The organism is Bradyrhizobium sp. JR4.1, from assembly GCF_040548605.1.
GTDB classification, from domain to species: Bacteria; Pseudomonadota; Alphaproteobacteria; order Rhizobiales; family Xanthobacteraceae; genus Bradyrhizobium; species Bradyrhizobium canariense.
On record NZ_JBEPRY010000018.1, the window covers coordinates 144,275 to 167,568 of the forward strand.

The following is a 23,294-nucleotide window of genomic DNA, read 5'->3' on the forward strand; positions in this document are numbered from 1 at the left end:
CATGAGTGAAACCCTGCAACCGGCCGCGCATCTGAGACTGGTGAGCGACCGGGCTGCCGGCGATGCGTCGGGCATCAAGCTTTCAGGCGTGTCGAAGACCTACCGGACGCGCGACGGCGATGTGCCGTCGTTGCGGCCGCTCGACTTCCATATCAATGACGGCGAGTTCTTCGTCGTGGTCGGCCCATCCGGCTGCGGCAAGTCCACGCTGCTCAAGCTGATCTCGGGACTGCTGCCGCCGACCACGGGCGAGATCCTGGTCGAGGGCGAGAAGGTGACGGCGCCGCACGGCAATGTCGGCATCGTGTTCCAGAACGCGCTGCTGCTGCCGTGGCGCAACATCCTGTCCAACGTCATGCTGCCGATCGACATGAAGCGGCTGCCGCGCCAGACATATCTCGACCGCGCCAAGGCGCTGTTGAAGCTGGTTGGGCTCGAAGGCTTCGAGAAGAAGCTGCCCTGGCAGCTCTCCGGCGGCATGCAGCAGCGCGCCTCGATCTGCCGCGCCCTGGTGCATGATCCCAGGATCATGCTGATGGACGAGCCGTTCGGCGCGCTCGATGCGCTGACGCGCGAGCGCATGAATGTCGAGCTGATGCGGATCCAGCGCGAGACCAGGAAGACGGTGCTGTTGATCACGCACTCGATCCCCGAGGCCGTGTTCCTCGCCGATCGCGTGCTGGTGATGACCGAGCGGCCCGGCGCGATCGCCGCGATCTACGACGTGCCGCTGCCGCGGCCCCGTTCGCTGGACGTGATGGCCGATCCTGTTTTCACCGAACTGGTGCAGCGGATCCGCAAGCATTTCTTCTCGCAAGGGACGTTGGACTGAAGCCATGTCACCGCGCCTGAAGCTGCGAGACATCGCCTTCTTCGAACGTCCCGTGCAGTTCGCGCGGCCGTTCCGCTTTGGCGCGATCACGATCAACGCGACTCCGCAGCTGTTCGTGCGGGTCGGGATCGAGGTCGAGGGCAGGGGAAGTGCTGTCGGTGCGAGTGCCGAGCTGCTGGTGCCAAAATGGTTCGACAAGCGGCCGGAGCTTTCGCCGGCCCAGACCGTCGATGACTTGCGCCGCTCGCTGGAGATCGCGCGGGGGCTTTATCTCGCGCGAACCGGATTTTTGACGGCATTCGATCTGCATGCATCGTGCATCGGTGCCCAGGTCGCGACCTGTGCGAAAAAGAACATTCCGGCGCTTGCCGCGGCTTGCGGACCCGCCGAAATCGACAAAGCGATCCTCGATGCGCTGCTCCGCGCTGCCGAGACCAATTTCTTCGACGGCATGGCCGGCAATGTCGCCGGCATCGACGCGCGGCTTTCGCCCGACCTGAAGGAAACGGATATCACGGCCTTTCTATCCGGCCGGAAGCCGCTGGCGCGCGTTGCCATCAGGCATACCGTCGGTCTCGACGACACCGTTGAAGGCGAGGGCGGAGTTGCAGATCCCCACGAGAACTCCGGTGCAAGATACTTCAAGCTGAAGCTGTCGGGGGACCCCGTCGCCGACGCGGCGCGGCTGACGCGCATTGGCAAGGAGCTCGATGCGCTGGAGCGTGACTACAAAGTTACGCTCGATGCCAACGAGCAATATGCCGATCTCGCGGCGTTGCATGCGCTGATCGACCGGCTCGACCATGATCCTGCGCTGCGATCGATTTTATCCAGGCTGCTCTATCTCGAGCAGCCGATGCCGCGCGATGTCACGAGGCAGTCGCCGCTCGGCTCGCTCGCGGCGCGCGGCTTCATCATCGATGAAGCCGACGATTCCTACGGCGCGTTTCCTGCGGCGCGGGCGCTTGGCTATCACGGCATCTCCTCGAAATCCTGCAAAGGGCTTTACAAATCCATCGTCAACGCGACGCGCGCGGCGAAATGGAGCGCGGCCGGCGAAAGATTCTTCGTGACCGGCGAGGACCTCACCTGCCAGGCGGGCCTCGCCGTGCAGCAGGACCTCGCGCTCGGCGCCTTCATCGGCATCACCCATGCCGAACGTAACGGCCATCATTACGTCGATGGCTTCGGTGATACGCCCGCCGCGGAGGCCCAGGCTTTCGCCGTCGCGCATCCCGATCTCTACGCGGATGCCGGGCAGGGCATCCGCCTCTCCATTCACAACGGCGATCTCCTCACGGGATCGCTCAACCAAGCGGGCTTCGCGACGTCAGTCCATCCGGACTGGTCGGCGCTTCGTCCGCTCGAACAGCCAAAATCACTCTGGGAGCAATCGGCATGACCACCCAACGCCTCGGCCTCATCATGAACGGCGTCACCGGCCGCATGGGCCTCAACCAACATCTGATCCGCTCGATCGTCGCGATCCGCGAGCAGGGCGGCGTCCGCTTGAAGAACGGCGACCGCGTGATGCCGAATCCGATCCTGGTCGGCCGCAGCGCCGAGAAGGTCGAGGCGCTTGCCAAGCGCTACAACATCACGCGCTGGACCACCAATCTCGATGCGGCCCTCGCCGACAAGAACGACACCATGTTCTTCGACGCCGCAACTACGCAAGCGCGCCCCGGGCTGTTGACCCAGGCCATCAATGCCGGCAAGCACGTCTATTGCGAGAAGCCGATCGCGACCAATTTCGAGGCGGCGCTCGAGGTCGTCAAGCTCGCCAATTCCAAGGGCATCAAGCACGGCACGGTGCAGGACAAGCTGTTCCTGCCCGGCCTGAAGAAGATCGCCTTCCTGCGCGACTCCGGCTTCTTCGGCCGCATCCTCTCGGTGCGCGGCGAGTTCGGCTATTGGGTGTTCGAAGGCGGCTGGCAGGAGGCGCAGCGGCCGTCATGGAATTACCGCGACGAGGACGGCGGCGGCATCATCCTCGACATGGTCTGTCACTGGCGCTACGTGCTCGACAATCTCTTTGGCGAAGTCGAGAGCGTGAGCTGCATCGGCAACACCGACATCCCCGAGCGTTTCGACGAGCAGGGCAAGAAGTACAAGGCGACCGCCGACGACTCCGCTTATGCCACGTTCCAGCTCAAGGGCGGCGCCATCGCCCACATCAACATGTCCTGGGTGACGCGCGTCTATCGCGATGATCTCGTCACCTTCCAGGTCGACGGCACGCTCGGCTCGGCCGTCGCCGGCCTTTCCGACTGCATGATCCAGGCGCGGCAGGCGACGCCCCGACCGGTGTGGAATCCCGACGAGAAGCGGCTGCACGATTTCTACAGCGACTGGCAGAAGCTGCCTGACAACGTCACCTACGACAACGGCTTCAAAGAGCAGTGGGAGATGTTCATCCGCCATGTCTACGAGGATGCGCCCTACAAGTTCACGCTGCTCGAAGGCGTCAAGGGCGTGCAGCTCGCCGAATGCGCGCTGAAGAGCTGGAAGGAGCGGCGATGGATCGACGTCGCCCCGATCAAGGTCTGAGGTCTATCGGATAATCATCGATGTTGTTGAGCCGTCATTGCGAGCGAAGCGAAGCAATCCAGAAACCCTCCGCGGACACAGTCTGGATTGCTTCGTCGCTTCGCTCCTCGCAATGACGGGGAGAGGTCTGAAATCATGAACAAGCCCGTCCAGCCGATGTTGTCGTTGTCGCTCAAACTGCCGAAGGTCGATCGCTCGATCGAGACTTACCGGCTCGCGGCCTCGCGAACGTTTCCCGCAAAGCTCGAGGGTCCGCTCAACCGCATCGCGTTCTCGGCCGTGCATACCGTGACCGATCCCTTCGCCGACAACGACCCGTGGCTCTCCGCTGCCGTCGACTGGGACAAGACCATCGCCTTTCGCGAGCACGTCTGGGATCTCGGTCTCGGCGTGGCGGAAGCCATGGATACCGCGCAGCGCGGCATGGGGCTGGACTGGCCGACCTCGCTGGAGCTGATCACGCGCTCGGTGTCCGCCGCCAAGCGCCGCAACGCGCTGGTGTTTTCCGGAGCGGGCACGGACCATCTCGCGGTCGAGGACGCCAAAGATCTCGACGACGTGATCCGCGCCTATGAGGAGCAGGTATCGGCGGTCGAGAAGGTCGGCGGCCGCATCATTTTGATGGCGTCACGCGCGCTGGCGAAGCTTGGTCGCAACGCCGACGACTACGCCAAGGTCTATGATCGTGTGCTGTCGCAGGTCCGCGAGCCCGTGATCATCCACTGGCTCGGCGACATGTTCGATCCGGCGCTGACGGGATATTGGGGCACCAACGATCTCGACAAGGCGATGGATATTGCGGTCGCCATCATCAACGGCAACGCCGCCAAGGTGGACGGTGTCAAGGTTTCGCTGCTCGACAAGCAGCGCGAGATCGACATGCGCCGTCGTCTCGACAAGCGCATCAAGATGTACACCGGCGACGATTTCAATTATGCGGAGCTGATCGCCGGAGACGGGCAGGGCTTCTCGCACGCGCTGCTCGGCATTTTTGATGCGATCGCGCCGGCGGCGTCTTACGCCTTGTCGCGGCTGGCTGCTGGTGATGAGGCAGGCTTCCACGACGTGCTGGGTCCGACCGTGCCGCTGTCGCGGCACATCTTCAGGGCGCCGACCCGGTTCTACAAGACCGGTGTCGTCTTCATGGCCTATCTCAACGGCCACCAGGACCACTTCACCATGGTGGGCGGGCAGGAGAGCACGCGCTCGACGCTGCATCTGGCCGAGCTGTTCCGGCTGGCCGACAAGGCCGGGCTGCTCGCCGATCCGGAGTTGGCAACGCGGCGGATGAAGGCGGTGCTCTCAACGCGCGGAATCGAATCCTGATGCGTGATTTTTCGTCTGACCACCGCTGGCTGTCGCTCAACACGGCGACAATCCGCAAGCAGGGTGACCTCGTCGAAATCGTCGACGCCTGTGCCAGGCACGGCATCCGCGCCATCGACCCCTGGCGCGACCAGGTCGCTTCCGTCGGCCTCGATCGCGCCGCGCGTGCGGTGCGCGATGCCGGTCTCGACCTGTCGGGCTATTGCCGTGGCGGCATGTTCACGTCGGACGCATCGCGGCGTGGCGAGGTGCGCGACGACAACCGGCGCTGCGTCGATGAAGCCAAGGCGCTGGGAGCCCCCTGCATCGTTCTCGTCGTCGGCGGCCTGCCGCAATATTCGCGGCCGGGCAGCGGGGCATCGAAGGACATCGCCGGCGCGCGGACGCAGGTCGAGGATGCCTTGGCCGAGATGCTCGACTATGCGAGGCAGGCAAGACTTCCGCTGGCAATCGAACCGCTGCATCCGGCCTATGCGGCCGATCGCGCCTGCGTCAATACGACGAAGCAGGCGCTCGACATCTGCGACCGGCTCGATCCTAGTCGCAGCGGCATGCTCGGCGTCGCACTCGACGTCTATCACATCTGGTGGGATCCGGAGCTGATGGGCCAGATCGCGCGCGCGGGCCGGGATCGCCTGCTTGCCTTCCATGTCTGCGACTGGCTGGTGCCGACCAGGGACATTCTCAACGACCGCGGGATGATGGGCGACGGCGTGATCGACATCAAATCGGTGCGCGAAGCGGTCGAAGCGCAGGGCTTTTCCGGCTATTCGGAGATCGAAATCTTCTCCAACGACTGGTGGAGTAAATCCATCGATGAGGTGCTGCAAACCTGCATCGCGCGGCACAAGACGGTGGTTTAGCTTTAACGAACGCTGGTCTCACGGGCTTGCTACCTGCTGCAGCCTGTTGAAGCGCGCCTTCTGCTCGGTGCTCCGCACAAACTCCTGCAGAGCAGCGAACTAGTTGGGAGCAGTACCAACGAGAGGTGGACAGCCTTCAGCTTTCAGGCAGAATATCACCACCCCGATGCCGCAGCCGCGCCACAGTCTGCGCCAGATCGGATGAGGTAATTGGTGGCATCAACGATCGGCAGGCACGGCGGATGTACCCTGCCTGACGATCTTGAATGGCCCCGACGTGCAATCGTCGGGGCCATTGTGCGTGGCAAGGCTGGCCACTTTTGCCAAAGGCCTCGGCGTGGTCGGACGCGGCTGATTTTATTGCGGTTGTAAGGAAAGACCGCACGAACGCGGTCTTGCAGTCCAATGGGCCGGGACCAAATAGTTTTGGGATCAAATTTTTTGTCCGGTCCGGTCTGGTCACGAGCTAACCACATCCAGGAAGGGCCGCTCACTATTAAAATTTCAGTCCTAAATAATTTCAGTCCTAAATGGAACGCGCCGGCGACCTATCGTCCGATGCGCGCTTTGCTGATGTGTGCCTAGAGCGCAGACCGAAGGGCTGTCATTCTGCGCAGCCCTTGTTGCTGCCCCGCATCGTTCGCCTTGCTATTCGGTGAAAAGTCAAACGATTGCGCTATCATCGATGACCGTCAAACATCGGGCTGTCACTCGTCAATTCAATCTGCGAAGCTGTGACAACCCAAATGCGCTTGTAAGCAAACAAGCGTGAAGGGAGGGTTCGCAATGGAGAAGGTGCGACGCTTGCGTGCGATAAGTTCGCTGTGCCGGCAACAGGCCGCGTACAACAGCATAAATGGAAGCTGCTCGCAGAAGCAGAATACTGGGATCACCTGGCCCATCTTGAGCTGTCTTCCTACTTCCAACAATGCAACGCCATTAGCTCGAATGAGATAGAGCGGCCTCGATCAATCACAAACACGAATGACGCTGGACCGAAGGCGATTTCGGCCACGTGAGGACGGAGCAAGGCTGTCGTTTGCATTCCGCCACCGCACGTCTCACAGAGAGAAGTGGCCTGGACACGCATGTTCTCGTCGAGCTGTGAAGCAGGGCAGGGCGATTGCGGTCACACCACGTCGTTCGGCTGCTGCGCAAATGGCCACGAGAGAATGCCGAGAGAACGCGACCTCGTCCTCACGGGCTTGCGACCTGTTCCAGCGCGTTGAAGCGTGCCTTCTGCTCGCTGCTCAGCGTGGCATAGAACTCGTCAAGAGTCGGTTCGACCAGCTTGGCGGCCGTCAGCATGGCTTCGAGCCGGTGCTGCATCGCTTCCAGCCGTCCGACCGGCGTCAGCGGTACATCGTTCGGGCAGGCCGCCTGCAGGTGATCGACGCCCTTGGCCGTCGCTTCGCTGAGGCGGTCGAGCGCTTCCTTCTGCTTGCCTGCGGGGTGCAGCACTGCCTCGATCCTTTGGATCGGTAACTGGGTCAAGCCGGACTTCGGATCGCCGCAGCCGTCGGCAGTGGTTTGGGCACTGGCTTGCTGCGGCAGGGAGCGCTCGCCGACATTGGGGCCGAGCGCGTTGAAGCGCGCCTGCTGCTCGTCACTGAGTGAGTTGTAAAAATTCTCCAGTGCCGGCCGCACGATCTTGACGGCTTCCAGCGTCGCGCTGATGCGGTTCATCATTGCGCGCAGGCGGCCGGGTGGAGTCAGTGCATACGTCTCTGCGCAGGAATCCTTGAACACACCGGCAGCGTTGGCCGCCGCGGTCTTCAGCTCGTCGAGCAGCGTGCGTTGCTCCGGTGTCGGCCGTACCGCCCGCGCGATATCGGCAAGCGGCCAGGCGGTGACGCCCTTGTCCGGTGTGCCGCACAATTGCCGCAGCGTCTGGGGGCTCACGCTGGCGCCTCGAGGAGCGCGGGAGCCTCCGCCGGCTTGCGGATAGTCATACGGGTTGGTGCTGGCATAGGCGGAATAGGGGCTGTCACCACCCCAGAACACGGTGTCGACGAAGTCGTCATACGCGTACGCCCAATAGCCGGGCTCGTAGGCATAGGACCAGAAGGTGTAGTCAAAAATGTCGGAATAGGCGTAGGGCCAGAACACCGGCCCAAGCCATGCCACGAAGGCCGCGGGATGGCGGTGGCGCCAGGCCTGCCGGGGCGCCCAGCCGCTCTGGCGGGTGATGAGAGCCGCCTGGGTTTGCGAAGTGGCCTGCTCGCGGAAACGCTCGGCAAATCGCCCGCGCCCGGCGGCTCGCCCTGCGGCAGCCGCTGCAGCAGTTGCCGCGGGAGCCTGTCCCAGCCGCTGCTGGCGCGCCAGATTGGTTTGCTGCACACGCTGCTCACGCTGGAGCAAGCGGTTTTGCGTCTGGAGCATTCGTTGTTGCTGGCGTTGCGCCCGCGCACCTTCAGGCTTTTGCGACTGCAATTGCTGCACGCGCTGCTGCAGCCGATCGATTCGGGTCTGGCGCTCCGCGGTCTGGCGCGACAGCACCTCGCGCTGCCGCTGCTGCACCACCTGCTGGCGCTGCTGGATCTGCAGGTGATGCTGTTGCGCGCGTTGATCGATCTGCTCCCGTCGCGACAGCCGCTCGCGCGCGGCTGGCGGTCCGCTGGGGCGCAAGGGGGCGGCGATGTGCGGCGTCGGCCGCGGCCCCATGGCCGGACGTTGCGGTGCAGGCGGCGCCCGATGGAATTCAGGTCGCGGCGCCGCCACGTGCGGGGCAGTCCGCGGCGGTGCAGCGAAGTGGGGGGCCGGACGCTGGGGCGGTGAGGCGAGGTGCGGCGCCGGATGCGGCGCCATGGCCGGTCGCTGCGGCATGGAAGGTGGATGGAATGCGGGGGCGGCGGGTCGCACCATGGCCGGCGGCGCCGGCGGACGGGCCATGGCAGGCGGTGCGGCTGGCCGAACTGCCGGCGCTGCGGCCGGCCCGGGTGGTCCACCCCTTCCGTGTCCCTGAGCGGACGCGCTGACGCTCGCCGCCAGCATCGAGGCACCAACCAAAAAGGCCGTCAGGCAAACGCCATGCGGAAGCATGCTCGTCGCTCCCAGCTCGATATCGCCCACAATTCTCAACGCACAGGTGGCGGAATCGTTCGTCGTTGGTCGCAGCCGGCAATTGCGATCTTCCGACGCAGGCAGGCTCTAGGAGAAATCCTGCGTCAGGATCGTCGCGAACTGCTCCAGTGCCCCGTCGACCTGAGCGCTGGTGATCACCAGCGGCGGGGCGATGCGGATGGTGTGCTCATGGGTGTCCTTGGCGAGGATGCCCTTGCCCTGGAGCGCCTCGCAGTAGCGGCGCGCGCGGCCGGCTTCGGGATGCAGCTCGACCGCCAGCATCAGGCCGCGACCGCGCACGTCGCGGATCGTGTTGGCGCGGATGGCTTTCAAGCCTTCGAGAAAGCGCGCGCCTTGCGTGGCTGCGTTCTCGATCATGCCTTCTTCCACCAGCACGCGCAGTGCCGCGCGCGCGACCGCGCAGGCGAGCGGGTTGCCGCCGAAGGTTGAGCCGTGTTGCCCGGGTCGCAAAGTCCCGAGCACGTCGTTGTTCGAGAGCACAGCCGACACCGGATAGAAGCCGCCGGACAAGGCCTTGCCGAGCAGCGTCACGTCAGCCTCGATGCCTTCGTGCTGTTCGGCAAGCAGCTTGCCGGTGCGGCCGAGCCCGGTCTGGATCTCGTCGAGCACCAGCATGACGTTGTTGGCCGTGCAGAGCTTGCGCACCCCCGTGAAATAGCCGGGTGGAGGAATGATGACACCGGCTTCGCCCTGGATCGGCTCGACCAGAAAGGCGACGGTGTTTTGCGTGATCGCTTCTTCCAGCGCCGCGGCGTCGCCGAACGGGATAATCTTGAAGCCCGGCGCGAACGGCCCAAAATGGGCGCGGGTCTCGGGCTCGGTTGAAAAACCGACGATGCCCAGCGTGCGCCCGTGGAAATTGTTGGTGCAGACGATGATCTCGGCCTGGCCGTCCGGCACGCCTTTCACCTCGTAGCCCCATTTCCGCACCGACTTGATCGCGCTTTCGACCGCCTCGGCGCCGCTGTTCATCGGCAGCACCTTGTGCGAGCCGGTCAACGCCGCGATCTCTTCGTAGAACGGGGCGAGCTGGTCGTTGTGAAAGGCGCGCGAGGTCAATGTAAGCCGGCTCGCCTGTTCGACCATCGCGGCCAGGATTTTCGGGTGGCAGTGGCCCTGGTTGAGAGCCGAATAAGCCGAGAGGCAATCGAGATAACGGTTGCCCTCGGTATCCCACACCCAGACACCTTCGCCGCGCGACAGGACGACCCCGATCGGCTCGTAGTTGCGAGCGCCAAAGCGTGCTTCGGTTGCGAGGAAATCGATGACCGAGGAGCTCATCTTCGTCACTCCATTGCTGCTTCGGCATTGGCCGTCGGCGAGGCGCGCGCTCCCGTCGATTTGCCTCCCCTTGTCAAATGGTTATGCGGATCCATAAGGCAATCTTCCGCCGACAGCCCTCTACTGTGCATGGGGTTGTTTTCGATATCTTTGTTTCCGGCCTCAGTCGATCGCGCACGGCACGCTCAAAAAGCCGCGGAACCGCACCCGTCCACCCCTGACCGGCTGTCCGCTCACGGCATAGTTCGGGAAGCGCGCCAAGAAGCGTGAGACCGCGATGGCGCCTTCCAGCCGCGCCAGCGCCATGCCGGCGCATTGATGCGCACCGGTGGCGAAGGCGAGATGCCGGTTCGGAGTGCGCGCGATGTCGAATCTCTCGGGGTCGGGAAACTGCGCCGGATCGCGGTTGGCAGCTCCGATGCACAGCGTGATCGACGTGCCGGCATCGAGCATGACGCCGCCGAGCTCGACCCGCTCCGTGGTCATGCGGTTGCCGAGCTGGTTCGAGCTCTCGTAGCGCAGCGTCTCTTCGACCGCAGTTTTGATGAGGTCGGGGTGGTCGATCAGCCGCCGCTTCTGATCCGGATTGCGGTCGAGCGCCACGAGGCCGTTGCCGATCAAATTGGTGGTGGTCTCGTGGCCGGCATTGAGCAGGAAGATGCAGTTGTGCAGCAGCTCCTTCTCGGTCAGCCGCTCGCCGTTGTCTTCACCCTGTATCAGGCGCGTCAGCACGTCGCGCTCGGGATTGCCGGGCCTTTCGCGCCGGCGCGCGACCAGCGTTCGGAGGTAGCCGAGGAAATCCGTCACCGCGTTGTTGCCGCGGGCAGCGACTTTAGGTGACACCACTGGTTCGAGGGCACCGAGGATTGCCAGCGACCAGTCGCGCAGCGGCGCGCGCTCGTCATGGGGCACGTCGAGCAGATTGCCGATCACCTCGATGGGGATCGAGGCGGCGAAGTCCTCGATCAGCTCGCAGCTGCCCTTGGTGGCGATGGCATCGAGCAGACCGTCGACCAGCTTGATGATATCAGGCTCCATCCCGGCGATTGCGCGCGGCGACAGCGCGCCCATGATCAGGCGCCGCACGCGGGTATGCGCCGGCGGATCGTTGAAGACGAGGCTCGTGGTGTGATGCTCGTAGAGCGGGGTGTCGCCGTATTTCGGCGCAAACTCGCGCTTCTTGTCCGAGTTGAACGATTTTGTGTTCTTGTAGGTCGTGACGAGATCGTCATAGCGGGTCAGGAACACGGTGCCGTTGCGCAGGCGCTTGACCGGCTCGTTCTCCCGCAGTGCACGATAGGTCGGGTAGGGATTGTCGTAGAATTCCGGCGTCAGCTTCTCCAGATCGAAACTGGCCGCCAGTTCGTTCGCACTTGCGTTCATGCCGCCATACTTGCCGGTTGAGTCCGATATGCTGTATTCGCTCTTTTGAGCGGCTCGGTTCACCGTCTACAGTCGAGCTGCGATTTGCAAGCCGACCGGACAGGAAAATGCACGCCCGCGGTGACGCTGCCGACACGGCCGCCGACTCCAGCACTCAGTGGACCGACGATATCTTCGCGACCCTGCAACGCTTCGACGTCCGGCAGGTGCCCTACGTGCCCGACGCCGGCCATTCGAGGCTGATCCAGCGCGTGCTGGGCTCGTCCACGATGCGCGGCATTCCGCTGACGACGGAGGAGGAGGGCGTGGCGCTTCTGGCCGGCGCCTGGACTGGCGGACAGCGCGGCGCGCTGTTGATGCAGTCGAGCGGCGTCGGCAATTGCATCAACATGCTGTCGCTGATCCCGATCCTGCGCTTTCCCTTCCTCACCCTGGTGACCATGCGTGGCGAGTGGGGCGAGTTCAATCCGTGGCAGGTGCCGATGGGATCGACCACGCAGGGCGTGTTCGAGCTCTCGGGTGTCAAGGTGCTGCGGGCTTCGACCGCAGCCGAGGTGCCGGCCGTGCTCGAGGCGGCGGCCGCGCAGGCCTATAACGCCCTCACGCCCACTGCCGTCCTGCTGTCGCAGCGCCTGATCGGCGCCAAGGTTTTCACCAAATGAGCAAGGCCAATCTCCTCGACCGCCGTCAGGTGGTGTCCACGCTTCTCGCGGACCGCAAGGATGTGGTTGCGATCGGCGGCCTCGGAGCCTCCACCAACGACATGTGCGCGGCCGGCGACCATGCCCGGAATTTCTACCTCTGGGGCGGCATGGGCGGGGCGGCGATGATCGGGTTGGGCCTCGCTCTGGCGCAGCCAAAGTTGCCGGTGCTGGTCATCACAGGCGACGGCGAGATGCTGATGGGCATGGGCAGCCTTGCCACCATCGGCCTCCAGAAGCCGTCCAACCTCTCGATCGCGGTGCTCGACAATGAAGCCTATGGCGAGACCGGCGGTCAGACCAGCCACACCGCCGCGGCCGCCGACCTCGTCGGCGTCGCCAAGGCCTGCGGCATCGGGGATAGCCGGTCCGTGACGACCATGGTCGGGGTCGAGGCCTTCGCCAAAGCCGTCCACGACGTCTCCGCCGGGCCGCGCTTTGCCAACGTGAAGATCGACAGCGCCAATCTGGAGCGGATTTTGCCGAGCCGGGATGGGACTTACATTCTCAACCGGATTCGCGGCGACCTCGGTTTCCAGCCAATCTAGGCGCTCCCGTCCTGCACGGGGACCGTGTGGGCGAGGTCAATTTCCACTGGAATTACAACGCACTCAGGTTGCGATGCAGCATAGTGCTTGACTTTTGCGTGGGTGAGTGCTTACTCACTAGCATGAGCTCATTGCGTATGACGAGCGACCTGAGGCGTCAATTGATCCTCGGCGCCGCAAAGCGTTGCTTTGCCCGACACGGCTATACCGGCACCACGACCAAGAGCGTGGCGGCCGCCGCTGCCATTTCCGAGGCGCTGCTGTTCAAGCATTTCCCGTCCAAGGCCGCGCTTTACGCCGAAATCCTCAGCGACGAATGCGAGGCGGACCCGGCGCTCATGGAGCTGCTCGAACGTGAGCCGTCGACGGCCACGTTGGTCGAAGTGATCCGCGGCATGGTCGGGCATTTCATGCACATCGCCGACGGGCCCGACCAGGAAGAAGCCCAGCGCCTGCGATTGATGGCCACGAGTCATTTGGATGATGGCGAATTCGCTCGTTTGCTATATGCCAAGATCGAGACGCTGATCGGGGCGGCCTTCGTCGCCTCGCTCAAACGTGCGGTTGCCGCGAGGGACGCGCGGCCATACAACGGCGAACCGCTCAACCTGTTCTGGTTTGCACATCACACCGTGATGACGGCTGCGCTGACCAGGCTGCCGGCCACGCCGTGTCTCGCTTACGGCAAGGCGAACGACCTCGAGCGGCAGCTGTGTGAGTTTCTCCTGAGGGGTATCGGACTTAACGACGCCGCAATTGTTTCGCATTTGGGCCGCGATCAGGCCGGTTGTGTGGGCAAGACGGCGATTGCAGAGAGTGCATGACATGAACATCGTCACCGAACACAAGATTTCGGGCGAACCGATCGACAACAAGGCTCCCAAGCGTCCGGTCCGGCCGGTGCTCTGGTTCATCATCGTCGGCGCGCTTCTGGCGGTGCTCGTCGGTGGCCTCGTCTGGTTCAATTATTTCCGCGGCCAGATGATCAAGCAGTTCTTCGCCAACAACAAGCCGCCGCCGGTCGCGGTCAGCGCCGCCGAGGCGAAGTCCGAGGTGGTGCCGAACCTGCTGACCGCGGTCGGCGGGTTGTCCGCCGTGCACCAGGTCGACGTCAGCGCCGACGTCAACGGCCGCGTCACCGAGATCAAGTTCGAGCCAGGCACGCATGTCGAGGCCGGCACGCCGCTGGTGCAGATGTTCGACGCGCCGGAGCAGGGCGACCTCGCCAACTACAAGGCGCAGTCCACCGTCGCGCAGCTGTCGCTCGACCGCGCCAAGCAACTGGCGTCGCGCCAGTTCGGCCCGCAGGCAACCGTCGACACCGCGCAGGCCGCGTACGATCAGGCGCTGGCGGGTATCGCCAAGACCGAAGCGTTGATCTCGCAGAAGCTGGTCCGCGCGCCGTTCGCCGGCGATCTCGGCGTCCGCAAGGTCGAAGTCGGCCAGTATCTGACAGCCGGCACGGCCATCGTTTCGCTGACGGATCTGTCGGAGCTGTGGGCCAACTTCACGGTGACGGAAAAGGACTCGGGCAATCTCAAGGTCAGTCAGCCGGTTCGGCTGAAGGTCGACGCCTATCCGGGCCGCACCTTCGACGCCAAGATCACCACGATCGAACCGCAGATCTCGGCCGACACCCGCAACATCCGCGTGCAGGCAACCATCTCCAATCCGGAAAAGATCCTGAAGCCCGGCATGTTCGTGACCACCACGGTGGTGCTGCCGGACAAGCCGGCCGTGGTCACCGTGCCGGAGACGGCGGTCGACTACACGCTGTACGGCGACTCGGTGTTCGTGATCACCGAGAAGAAGGAAGCCGACGGCAAGACCAGCCTGAGCGCGGTGCGCACTTTCGTGCAGACCGGCAGCCGGGTCGAAGGCCGCGTCGAAATCGTCAAAGGCGTGAAGCCGGGCGACAAGGTCGTCGCCGTCGGCCAGCTCAAGCTGCAATCGGGCGCGGCGGTGTCGATTTCGACCGACCCGGCTCCGCAGATCCCGGCGCAGCCACCGCGCTACTGACATCGTACACGTTGCAGCATGATCCGGCACGGCCGGGTCATGCGCTTTGCAAGTCAAAGAAATCGAGATCGCCGCGATGCGCTTTACTGATATTTTCATCAAACGCCCGGTCCTGTCGGTCGTCGTCAGCCTGCTGATCCTGCTGATCGGTTTGCGCGCGGCGACGACGCTGCCGATCCGGCAATATCCGAAGCTGTCGAACACGGTCATCAACATCACGACCGTCTATCCGGGCGCGTCCGCGGACCTGATCCAGGGCTTCATCACCACGCCGATCGAGCAGGCGGTCGCTTCCGCCGAAGGTGTCGACTACATCACCTCGTCCTCGGTGCTCGGCACCTCGACGATCCAGGTCTACATCAAGCTGAACTTCGATCCGAACCAGGCGCTGACCGAGGTTCTGGCCAAGACGAACTCGGTCAAATATTTGATCCCGAAGGAATCCAACGACCCGATCGTCACCAAGACCACGGGCCAGACCACGGCCGTGATGTATCTCGGGTTCTCCTCCGAAGAGCTGTCGGGCTCGGCGATCTCGGACTATCTGACGCGCGTTGTGCAACCGGTGCTGTCGACCGTCGATGGCGTGGCCTCCGCCGACATTCTCGGCGGCCAGACCTTTGCGATGCGGCTGTGGCTTGATCCCCTGAAGATGGCGGGCCGCAACGTGTCGCCTGCGGATGTCGCGACCGCGATCACCGCCAACAACTTCCAGTCAGCGGCGGGGCAGACCAAGGGCTATCTCATCGTCTCGAACGTATCGACGAATACGGGCCTGACCGACGTCAACCAGTTCAAGAAGATGATCGTCAAGGCCAAGGACGGCGGCTTCGTGCGGATGGAGGACATCGCCACCGTCGAGCTTGCGGCCCAGAGCACGGACGCGAGCGTCGCCTTCAACGGCGAGCACGCGATCTTCATCGGTGTGCAGGCAACGCCGCAGGGCAACCCGCTGACGCTGGTCAAAGGCGTGCGGGCGCTGTTCCCCGAGTTGGAGCGCAATCTGCCGCCGTCGATGAAGATGAAGGTCGCCTACGATTCGACCAAGTTCATCCAATCCTCGATCGACGAGGTCGAGAAGACGCTGGGTGAAGCCGTGATCATCGTGATCGTGGTGATCTTCCTGTTCCTGGCGTCGTTCCGTTCGGTCATCATTCCAGTCGTCACCATCCCGCTGTCGATGATCGGCGTCTGCACGCTGATGCTGGCGCTGGGCTTCAGCTTCAACCTGTTGACCCTGCTCGCGATGGTGCTCGCGATCGGCCTCGTGGTCGACGACGCCATTGTCGTGGTGGAAAACATCCATCGCCATCTGGAGGAAGGGAAAACGCCGGTCCAGGCGTCTCTGGAAGGCGCGCGCGAAATCGTGGGTCCCGTCGTCTCGATGACAATCACGCTCGCGGCCGTGTACGCGCCGATCGGTTTCCTCGGCGGCCTGACCGGCTCGCTGTTTCGCGAATTCGCCTTCACGCTGGCGGGCTCGGTGATTGTGTCCGGCGTGATCGCGCTGACGCTGTCGCCGATGATGTGCTCGGTGTTGCTGAAGAACACCGAAGAGGGTCGCTTCGCCAAGGCGGTCAACAAGGTGTTTGGTGCGCTGACGCGGTGGTATGGGCGCAGGCTCGACCGCTCGCTCGACTACAAGGCCATCACCGGCCTGTTTGCGGTGACCATCCTCGGGCTCGTCGGCTTCCTCTACATGCACACGTCGAAGGAGCTGGCGCCCGAAGAAGACCAGGGCATCGTGTTCGCGGTGACCAAGGCGCCGAAATACGCCAACATCGACTACGTCGACTTTTACGGCGAGAAGCTCGACAAGGAATTCCAGAAATTCCCCGAGACCGATCTGCGCTTCGTGCTGAACGGCATCAACGGCCCGCAGGGCGGTATCGCCGGCATGCTGCTGAAGCCGTGGGAGGACCGCAAGCGTTCGTCGATCCAGCTGAAGTCGCTGGTGCAGGCCGAGCTTTCCAAGATTGAGGGCGTGCAGGCGTTCGCGTTCAACCTGCCGCCGCTGCCGGGCGGCCCCGGCGGCCTGCCGGTGCAGATGGTGATCAACTCCACCGCCAGCTTCCAGACTGTCTACGAGCAGATGGAGAAGCTGAAGGCTGCCGCCCGCAAGAGCGGAATGTTCATCGTTTCCGACAGCGATCTTGCCTACAACCAGCCGAACGTGAAGGTGACGATCAACCGCACCAAGGCGCAGGATCTCGGCGTCAACATGCAGAACCTCGGCAGCACGCTCGCCGTGCTGCTCGGCGGCAACTACATCAATCGCTTCAACCTCGAGGGCCGTTCCTATCAAGTCATCCCGCAGGTGCCGCGCGGTCAGCGGCTCTCGCCGGAATCGCTCGCCGGCTACTACGTGACGACCAACACCGGCCAGCAGCTTCCGCTGTCGACGGTGGTGTCGATCGAGACCAAGACCGAGCCGAATTCGCTGACACATTACAATCAGCTCAATTCGGCGACCTTCTCAGCGGTACCGATGCCCGGCGTGACCGTCGGTGCGGCGGTGGACTTCCTCGAGAGCGAGGCCAAAAACCTGCCGCAAGGTTTCAGCCATGATTATCTCGCGGACAGCAGGCAATATGTGCAGGAAGGCAACCAGCTCGCGATCACCTTCGGCTTCGCGCTGATCATCATCTTCCTGGTGCTGGCGGCGCAGTTCGAGAGCTTGCGCGATCCGCTGGTCATCATGATTTCGGTGCCAATGGCGATCGTTGGCGCGCTGATCCCGCTGTTCTTCGGCGTGGCGACCATGAACATCTACACCCAGGTCGGCCTGCTGACCTTGGTGGGCCTGATCACCAAGCACGGCATCCTGATGGTGGAGTTCGCCAACGAGCTCCAGATCAACGAACGGCTCGATCGCCGCTCCGCCATCGAAATGTCGGCCCGCATTCGTCTGAGGCCGATCCTGATGACCACGGCCGCGATGGTGACGGGCCTTATCCCGCTCCTGACCGCGACCGGCGCAGGCGCGGCGAGCCGCTTCTCGATCGGTCTGGTGGTCGTCGCCGGAATGTCGATCGGCACGCTGTTCACGCTGTTCGTGCTGCCGGCGGTCTACGTGGTGCTGGCGACCGACCATCGCGCGGCGGCCGATTCCGAGCGGAACAAACAGGTCAACGATCTCGACCTTGGCTCCAAGGCGCTACGGCCGACCTGAGGCCGCAGGTAAGCCAACCCGAGGGCGGCAGCGGCTAATCCGTTGCCGCCCTTTTTCTATTGCCCCGGTTGCTTCGGCTAGCTTTTCCCCGCTCGCGAGAGACAAGGTCCCGTCTTCTTGCTAGGTTCGGCGGGATGAGCCTTTCCCTCCACCCTGACACCCCGCAAGCCAGGACGCTGCCAAGCGCGGCGCCGGTTGCCGTCGCGTCGGGCACGACGCCAGGGCAGGGGATCAGGAGCCGGCTCTTCACCAAATATGTGGCGCTGTTCGTGGCTGTCGTCGCGATCGCGCTGCTGGCCAACGGGCTGTTCGAGGTCCTCTTCTATTATCGCGAGCACAAGGCCGCGCTGATCCGGGTCCAGCATGAACAGGCCGAGGCAGCCGCGGCCAAGATTGGTCAGTTCGTCAAGGAGATCGAGAGCCAGCTCGGCTGGACCACGCAGCTGCCCTGGTCGGCGGGTTCGATCGAGCAGCGCCGCTTCGATGCGCTGCGGCTGCTGCGCCAGGTCCCCGCGGTTACCGAGCTCGCCCAGGTCGATGCGACCGGCAGGGAGCGGCTGCGGGTCTCGCGGCTCGCCATGGACGCGATCGACAGCGGCATCGACCTGTCGGACGATCCGAAGTTCACCGAGGCGGTCGCGCACAAGGTTTTTTACGGTCCGGTCTATTTCCGCAGGGAATCCGAGCCGTACATGACCCTGGCGCAGGCCGGGTCGCGCAAGGATGCCGGCGTCAGTATCGCGGAGGTCAATCTCAAGCTGATCTGGGACGTGGTATCCCAGATCAAGGTCGGCGAGCACGGACACGCCTACGTGGTCGGTCCGGAGGGACGCCTGATCGCGCACCCCGATATCAGCTTGGTCCTGCGCAATACCGACATGTCTGGTCTCAGCCAGGTGCACGCCGCGCTTGCCGGGGGCACCGCCTCGTTCGACGCGCTTTCCGAAGCGCGCAATCTCCAAGGACAGAAGGTGCTGACCGCGTCGGCGCCGATTGCGCCGCTGCACTGGACCATGTTCGTCGAGCTCCCGGTCGAGGAAGCCTATGCGGCGCTCTATGCCGCGTTGGAACGGCTTGCATTCGTGCTGCTCGCGGCGTCGATCTTCGCGGTGCTTGCCGGGATATTCCTGGCGCGCCGCATGGTCGGGCCGATCCAGGCGCTGCGGCGCGGCGCCGAGCGCATCGGCAGCGGCGATTTCTCCCAGCGCATCTCGATCCGAACCGGAGACGAGCTGGAGGGGCTCGCGGACCAGTTCAACGACATGGGCGAGCGTCTGCAGGAATCCTATGCGGACCTGGAGAAGAAGGTCGAGGTGAGAACGGCCGAGTTGACCGAGTCGCTCGAGCAACAAACGGCTACGTCGGAAGTGTTGCAGGTCATCAGCTCGTCCCCGGGCGAACTCGCGCCGGTGTTCCACAAGATGCTCGAGAATGCCACACGCGTCTGTGGCGCGAGTTTCGGCGTGATGAATTTGTGGGACGGCGAGAGTTTCACGATTGCTGCGGATTACAATGTGCCGCCCGCGTTCGCGGCTTCGCGGAAAGATATGGCAATCCGTCCGCATCCGGAGAGCGCGCTTGCTGAGGTCGTCAGGACACGTCAGGTTGTTCACGTGCACGATGTGCAACAAACTCCGGCGTATCTTGCCGGGGGGCCGACCATTCGTGGAATCTCCGACGTCGCCGGCGCCCGCACGATCGTCATCGTGCCCATGATGAGGGACAGCGAGCTGATCGGAACCGTCGCGGTCTATCGCAAAGAGGTCCGGCCGTTCACCGACAAGCAAATCGCGTTGGTTGAGAACTTCACGAAGCAAGCCGTCATCGCAATCGAGAATACGCGGCTTCTGAACGAGTTGCGCAAGCGTACGACGGAGCTGTCGCAATCCCTCGACGATCTTCGCACCGCGCAGGACCGTCTGATCCAGACCGAGAAGCTCGCGTCCCTCGGCCAGCTCACGGCGGGGATCGCGCACGAGATCAAGAACCCGCTCAATTTCGTCAACAATTTCTCGGCGGTGTCGACCGAGCTGATCGACGAGCTCAACGAGGCCTTGCAAGCGGCCTCGCTCGACGGCAAGACGAAGGAGGAGGTCGAGGAGCTGACCGGCATGCTCAAGAGCAACCTCGAAAAAGTGGTGCAGCATGGCAAGCGCGCCGATTCCATCGTCAGGAACATGCTGCTGCATTCGCGCGAGGGCTCCGGCGAGCATCGCCCCAGCGATATCAACGCGATCCTGGAGGAGAGCCTTAATCTCGCCTATCACGGCGCACGTGCCGAACGGCCCGGCTTCAATGTCACGATCGAGCGCGGCTTCGACCCCGCCGCAGGCATGGTCGATATCTATCCGCAGGAAATCACGCGCGTCTTCCTCAATCTGATCTCGAACGGCTTCTACGCCACCGCCAAGCGCAAGGAGAGCGACGCAGGCGCCTTCGAGCCCACGCTACGCGCGGCTACCAAAACTCTCGGCGAGAGGGTCGAGATCCGCATTCGCGACAACGGCACCGGGATCCCTTCCGATGTGAAGGAGAAGATGTTCAATCCCTTCTTCACCACCAAGCCGGCCGGCGAGGGCACCGGCCTTGGCCTTTCCATGAGCCATGACATCGTCGTGAATCAGCACGGCGGCACGATCGACGTGAACACCGAGCCCGGCGTATTCACCGAGTTCATCATCACCCTGCCGCGCATGATGGCGGCGGGCGACACTTCCGGAGGCAAGACTTGAACGTTTACATCCTGGTCGTCGATGACGAGCCCGACGTCGAGGCGCTGTTCCGGCAGCAGTTCCGGCGCGATTTGCGCGCCGGCCGCTTCCAGATGGAATTCGCGCCGTCCGCGCCCGATGCGCTGAAGCTCGCTGCCGAGGTTCGCGATCCCTCGTTGATCCTGATCCTGTCCGACATCAACATGCCCGGCATGAGCGGACTCGACATGCTGCCGAAGGTGCGTCTTGCGCATCCGGACGTTCCCGTCATCATGATCACCGCCTATGGCGACGCCGAGACGCGCCGGAAGGCTATCGAGCGCGGCGCAGTCGGACTTCTCACCAAGCCGATCGATTTCGCGCTGCTGCGGCAGGAAATCGACACGAGGCTCGGGCAAGCCGCATGACCGCGACCATCCTCTTCGTCGACGACGAGCCGGATCTCGAGGCGTTGGTCCTGCAAAAATTCCGCAGGCAGATTCGCGATGGGTCGGTGACCATCATGTTCGCGCGCGACGGCCTCGAAGCGCTGCAGTCGCTCGAGCAGAACCCCCATGTCGACATGGTGGTCTCCGACATCAACATGCCCAGGATGGACGGGCTGTCGCTGCTGGCGAAACTCCAGGAAGCCGAAGACAAGAAGTCCACCATCATCGTGTCTGCCTATGGCGACATGAGCAATATCCGCACTGCGATGAACCGCGGTGCGTTCGACTTCCTGACCAAACCGATCGACTTCGCCGACCTCGAGATGACGATCCAGAAGACCATCCGCCACATCGAAATGCTGCGTGAGGTGCGAGGCCGCCAGGCGGAGGCGGAGCGCGCCCATGCCGCGCTCTCGCGTCATTTCTCGCCCGAGCTCGCCAAGCGTCTGGCGGCCAGCGGTGAGAGCGAGGGAATCGAAGTGCAGTGGCGCGATGTCGCGACCATCTTCACGGACATTACCGGCTTCACCTCGCTGGTCGAGAGTGCGCCTCCGGAGACGCTGGGCGCGCTTCTCAACGAGTATGTCGGCGGCATGACCGAGGTCGTCTTCGCGCACGAGGGGACTGTCGCCAAGATCATCGGCGATGCGATCCAGGTGCTCTTCAACGCACCCGGCGATCAGCCCGATTATGCGACCCGCGCGGTCGCCTGCGCACATGATCTCGACGCCTGGGCCGAGGATTTTTCCGCGCGCTGGAAGGTGAGAGGCGTGAATTTCGGCACCACCCGTATCGGCATTCACGCCGGGCCGGCACTGGTCGGAAATTTTGGCGGCAACCGGTTTTTCGACTACACCGCGTATGGAGATTCCATCAACATCGCGGCACGGCTGGAAGCCGCGAACAAGCATCTGGGCACGCGGATTTGCGTCAGTGACGGCATCGCCGAGACGGCTGAGAATTTTCGAGGTCGTCCCGTCGGCGAGCTGATGCTGCGTGGACGCAGCGAACCGTTGCGCGCGTTCGAGCCGCTGGCTCCGGCCCAATTCGCTGCGCCGGAAACGGCGCTGTATTCCAAGGCTTTTGCCAAGATGGAGGCCGGTGATGCCGCCGCCATGCCGGCCTTCGCCGCACTCGTCGGCATGCATGCCGACGATTCCCTGGCCGGCTTTCACCTGAAGCGCCTGCTTAACGGCGACAAGGGCATTCGCATGCAACTGGAATAGGAGTCCGACATGGTTGGTGAATTTAGCGCCGGAAACTACCGTTTCATTCCGTCCGTATTCCAGTACTCGGCCGGTGCGGCCGCAGACGATGGCTATGAGATCGAGCGCGTCCGCTTCGACCTGCTGGTGCCGCTCGCGGAAGGGTTTGCGCTTGCCGCGAAGTATATTCAGGCGGCGGGGCGGCCGCTGACGGCGTTCTGCGCCTGCGAACTGCGCTCGCCCGCGGCCTTCAGCGAGGAAGGCTTTCGCGCGTTCAACCTGCACTATGTGAAGACGCTGTCCGAATGGGGCATCTTCGACGGCACCACCAATCCGGTCGCGCGCAGCAATGTCTGTCCCGAGATCGATCCACCGGCCAAGCCGTCATTCTATGCGTTCTCCTTCACGCGGCCGACAGGCTCGAAGACGCCGAGCTTCGTGATATCAGGCGGCGCCGAGGCGCGCGAGGGCAGTGGGACCTATGTCGAGCGCACCGTGCGCTACCGCGACCTCAGCTTGGAAGGCCTTCGCGAGAAGGTGCGCTTCACGACGACGTCCCAGATGGAGAACAGGATGACGTCCTTCGGCTTCGGTTGGAAGGACACGACCGGCGTGCAGGCCTATTCCGTGCACGACTTCCACCACACGCTGGTCGACGAGCTCGTCCGCCGCGGGGCGTTGCGGTCCGGCCTGACCTGGCACTATGCCCGGCCGCCGGTGGTCGATCTCGAATACGAGATGGATTGCCGCCGTGTGATGCGCGAGGTCGTGATCTAGCTAGACTAAGGACCGGTGAGATCAGGCTCGTTTGCTGCAACGGGGGAGGTGTGCTCCCTCCCCCGCTTGCGGGGGGGGGTTGGGGAGAGGGTATTTCCGCAATCGAGAACCCCCAAGAGGAGAGAGCCCTCACCCGGCGCATTGCGCCGGCCTCTCCCGCAAGCGAGGGCTTTGCTTAATTGGCCGAGCGGGAGTGAGGCTCGATATGGGGTATTTTTTTGTGCGGCCTCGGATGGCGCGCGAACGCAGACGGTCTTGTTTTCGTGGCCGATCGATGGCCTTGGGCTGTGGCGGTCACACCACACCTCCCGCGGGACACTGGGCGGATTCAAACGGTCGTCGCAACACCAGGAGTTTGGAGGTTGCGATGAACGTTGTAAGGCGCAGATCGGCGCGGTCAGGACGAGCCCCATT

Annotated in this window: 17 protein-coding genes; 14 read left to right on the forward strand and 3 right to left on the reverse strand. The window is 63.6% G+C overall.

Features of this window, described 5'->3' with window-relative positions; translation table 11 throughout:
- Nucleotide 1 precedes the first annotated feature (1 nt).
- The 5 genes from ABIB90_RS29200 to ABIB90_RS29220 all read left to right on the forward strand — a co-directional run bounded on the left by ABIB90_RS29200 (nucleotide 2) and on the right by ABIB90_RS29220 (nucleotide 5,571).
- Complete coding sequence (locus ABIB90_RS29200) at nucleotides 2-832, forward strand: ABC transporter ATP-binding protein (protein ID WP_502916994.1); 831 nt, start codon at nucleotides 2-4, stop codon at nucleotides 830-832.
- A 4-nt stretch (nucleotides 833-836) separates the two neighbouring features.
- Nucleotides 837-2,234 carry a beta/alpha barrel domain-containing protein gene (locus ABIB90_RS29205; protein ID WP_354201825.1) on the forward strand — a complete coding sequence of 466 codons (1,398 nt, stop codon included), beginning with the start codon at nucleotides 837-839 and terminating at the stop codon, nucleotides 2,232-2,234.
- A complete protein-coding gene (locus ABIB90_RS29210; RefSeq protein ID WP_354201826.1) occupies nucleotides 2,231-3,382 on the forward strand; it encodes a Gfo/Idh/MocA family protein in 1,152 nt (383 codons plus the stop codon). Before ABIB90_RS29205 ends, ABIB90_RS29210 begins: the two co-directional genes overlap by 4 nt.
- A gap of 135 nt (nucleotides 3,383-3,517) precedes the next feature.
- Complete coding sequence (locus ABIB90_RS29215; protein WP_354201827.1) at nucleotides 3,518-4,708, forward strand: dihydrodipicolinate synthase family protein; 1,191 nt, start codon at nucleotides 3,518-3,520, stop codon at nucleotides 4,706-4,708.
- The gene (locus ABIB90_RS29220) at nucleotides 4,708-5,571 is read left to right on the forward strand and encodes a sugar phosphate isomerase/epimerase family protein (protein ID WP_354201828.1); all 864 of its coding nucleotides are present in this window, start codon (nucleotides 4,708-4,710) and stop codon (nucleotides 5,569-5,571) included. Before ABIB90_RS29215 ends, ABIB90_RS29220 begins: the two co-directional genes overlap by 1 nt.
- A gap of 1,197 nt (nucleotides 5,572-6,768) precedes the next feature.
- On the opposite strand, the gene ABIB90_RS29225 is transcribed toward ABIB90_RS29220, so the two are convergent.
- The 3 genes from ABIB90_RS29225 to ABIB90_RS29235 all read right to left on the reverse strand — a co-directional run bounded on the left by ABIB90_RS29225 (nucleotide 6,769) and on the right by ABIB90_RS29235 (nucleotide 11,319).
- Complete coding sequence (locus tag ABIB90_RS29225) at nucleotides 6,769-8,379, reverse strand: Spy/CpxP family protein refolding chaperone (RefSeq protein ID WP_354201829.1); 1,611 nt, start codon at nucleotides 8,377-8,379, stop codon at nucleotides 6,769-6,771.
- A 342-nt stretch (nucleotides 8,380-8,721) separates the two neighbouring features.
- Nucleotides 8,722-9,936 (reverse strand): ornithine--oxo-acid transaminase, encoded by a 1,215-nt coding sequence (gene rocD, locus ABIB90_RS29230; RefSeq protein ID WP_354201830.1) that lies wholly within the window; start codon nucleotides 9,934-9,936, stop codon nucleotides 8,722-8,724.
- 162 nt (nucleotides 9,937-10,098) lie between these two features.
- The gene (locus ABIB90_RS29235; protein WP_354163070.1) at nucleotides 10,099-11,319 is read right to left on the reverse strand and encodes a cytochrome P450; all 1,221 of its coding nucleotides are present in this window, start codon (nucleotides 11,317-11,319) and stop codon (nucleotides 10,099-10,101) included.
- A 107-nt stretch (nucleotides 11,320-11,426) separates the two neighbouring features.
- On the opposite strand from ABIB90_RS29235, the gene ABIB90_RS29240 reads away from it, so the two are divergent.
- The 9 genes from ABIB90_RS29240 to cnbZ all read left to right on the forward strand — a co-directional run bounded on the left by ABIB90_RS29240 (nucleotide 11,427) and on the right by cnbZ (nucleotide 22,880).
- Nucleotides 11,427-11,981, forward strand: coding sequence for a phosphonopyruvate decarboxylase (locus ABIB90_RS29240; RefSeq protein WP_354201831.1), 555 nt, complete (start codon nucleotides 11,427-11,429; stop codon nucleotides 11,979-11,981).
- Nucleotides 11,978-12,568: a thiamine pyrophosphate-dependent enzyme gene (locus ABIB90_RS29245; RefSeq protein WP_354163064.1), complete on the forward strand. Its 591-nt coding sequence runs from the start codon at nucleotides 11,978-11,980 to the stop codon at nucleotides 12,566-12,568. Before ABIB90_RS29240 ends, ABIB90_RS29245 begins: the two co-directional genes overlap by 4 nt.
- A 122-nt stretch (nucleotides 12,569-12,690) precedes the next feature.
- Nucleotides 12,691-13,392 carry a TetR/AcrR family transcriptional regulator gene (locus ABIB90_RS29250; RefSeq protein ID WP_007593882.1) on the forward strand — a complete coding sequence of 234 codons (702 nt, stop codon included), beginning with the start codon at nucleotides 12,691-12,693 and terminating at the stop codon, nucleotides 13,390-13,392.
- 1 nt (nucleotide 13,393) lies between these two features.
- Entirely contained in the window at nucleotides 13,394-14,587 is a 1,194-nt protein-coding gene (locus tag ABIB90_RS29255) for an efflux RND transporter periplasmic adaptor subunit (protein WP_354163061.1), read from the forward strand.
- Nucleotides 14,588-14,663: 76 nt separating this feature from the next.
- Complete coding sequence (locus ABIB90_RS29260) at nucleotides 14,664-17,759, forward strand: MexW/MexI family multidrug efflux RND transporter permease subunit (protein WP_007593878.1); 3,096 nt, start codon at nucleotides 14,664-14,666, stop codon at nucleotides 17,757-17,759.
- A 134-nt stretch (nucleotides 17,760-17,893) separates the two neighbouring features.
- Nucleotides 17,894-20,491 (forward strand): ATP-binding protein, encoded by a 2,598-nt coding sequence (locus ABIB90_RS29265; RefSeq protein WP_354201832.1) that lies wholly within the window; start codon nucleotides 17,894-17,896, stop codon nucleotides 20,489-20,491.
- Entirely contained in the window at nucleotides 20,488-20,877 is a 390-nt protein-coding gene (locus ABIB90_RS29270; RefSeq protein ID WP_007593876.1) for a response regulator, read from the forward strand. The genes ABIB90_RS29265 and ABIB90_RS29270 overlap by 4 nt, the downstream gene beginning before the upstream one ends.
- Nucleotides 20,874-22,124 carry an adenylate/guanylate cyclase domain-containing protein gene (locus ABIB90_RS29275; protein ID WP_007593875.1) on the forward strand — a complete coding sequence of 417 codons (1,251 nt, stop codon included), beginning with the start codon at nucleotides 20,874-20,876 and terminating at the stop codon, nucleotides 22,122-22,124. The genes ABIB90_RS29270 and ABIB90_RS29275 overlap by 4 nt, the downstream gene beginning before the upstream one ends.
- Nucleotides 22,125-22,133: 9 nt before the next feature.
- Nucleotides 22,134-22,880 (forward strand): 2-amino-5-chloromuconate deaminase CnbZ, encoded by a 747-nt coding sequence (cnbZ, locus tag ABIB90_RS29280; protein ID WP_354201833.1) that lies wholly within the window; start codon nucleotides 22,134-22,136, stop codon nucleotides 22,878-22,880.
- Nucleotides 22,881-23,294: the final 414 nt, after the last annotated feature.

Excerpts from the sequence above, each read along its gene's own strand:
- ABIB90_RS29200 (WP_502916994.1), top strand. The coding sequence starts at position 2 with ATGAGTGAAACCCTGCAACCGGCCGCGCATCTGAGACTGGTGAGCGAC.
- ABIB90_RS29205 (WP_354201825.1), top strand. The coding sequence starts at position 837 with ATGTCACCGCGCCTGAAGCTGCGAGACATCGCCTTCTTCGAACGTCCC.
- ABIB90_RS29210 (WP_354201826.1), top strand. The coding sequence starts at position 2,231 with ATGACCACCCAACGCCTCGGCCTCATCATGAACGGCGTCACCGGCCGC.
- ABIB90_RS29215 (WP_354201827.1), top strand. The coding sequence starts at position 3,518 with ATGAACAAGCCCGTCCAGCCGATGTTGTCGTTGTCGCTCAAACTGCCG.
- ABIB90_RS29220 (WP_354201828.1), top strand. The coding sequence starts at position 4,708 with ATGCGTGATTTTTCGTCTGACCACCGCTGGCTGTCGCTCAACACGGCG.
- ABIB90_RS29225 (WP_354201829.1), bottom strand. The coding sequence starts at position 8,379 with ATGGCGCCGCATCCGGCGCCGCACCTCGCCTCACCGCCCCAGCGTCCG.
- rocD (WP_354201830.1), bottom strand. The coding sequence starts at position 9,936 with ATGAGCTCCTCGGTCATCGATTTCCTCGCAACCGAAGCACGCTTTGGC.
- ABIB90_RS29235 (WP_354163070.1), bottom strand. The coding sequence starts at position 11,319 with ATGAACGCAAGTGCGAACGAACTGGCGGCCAGTTTCGATCTGGAGAAG.
- ABIB90_RS29240 (WP_354201831.1), top strand. The coding sequence starts at position 11,427 with ATGCACGCCCGCGGTGACGCTGCCGACACGGCCGCCGACTCCAGCACT.
- ABIB90_RS29245 (WP_354163064.1), top strand. The coding sequence starts at position 11,978 with ATGAGCAAGGCCAATCTCCTCGACCGCCGTCAGGTGGTGTCCACGCTT.
- ABIB90_RS29250 (WP_007593882.1), top strand. The coding sequence starts at position 12,691 with ATGAGCTCATTGCGTATGACGAGCGACCTGAGGCGTCAATTGATCCTC.
- ABIB90_RS29255 (WP_354163061.1), top strand. The coding sequence starts at position 13,394 with ATGAACATCGTCACCGAACACAAGATTTCGGGCGAACCGATCGACAAC.
- ABIB90_RS29260 (WP_007593878.1), top strand. The coding sequence starts at position 14,664 with ATGCGCTTTACTGATATTTTCATCAAACGCCCGGTCCTGTCGGTCGTC.
- ABIB90_RS29265 (WP_354201832.1), top strand. The coding sequence starts at position 17,894 with ATGAGCCTTTCCCTCCACCCTGACACCCCGCAAGCCAGGACGCTGCCA.
- ABIB90_RS29275 (WP_007593875.1), top strand. The coding sequence starts at position 20,874 with ATGACCGCGACCATCCTCTTCGTCGACGACGAGCCGGATCTCGAGGCG.
- cnbZ (WP_354201833.1), top strand. The coding sequence starts at position 22,134 with ATGGTTGGTGAATTTAGCGCCGGAAACTACCGTTTCATTCCGTCCGTA.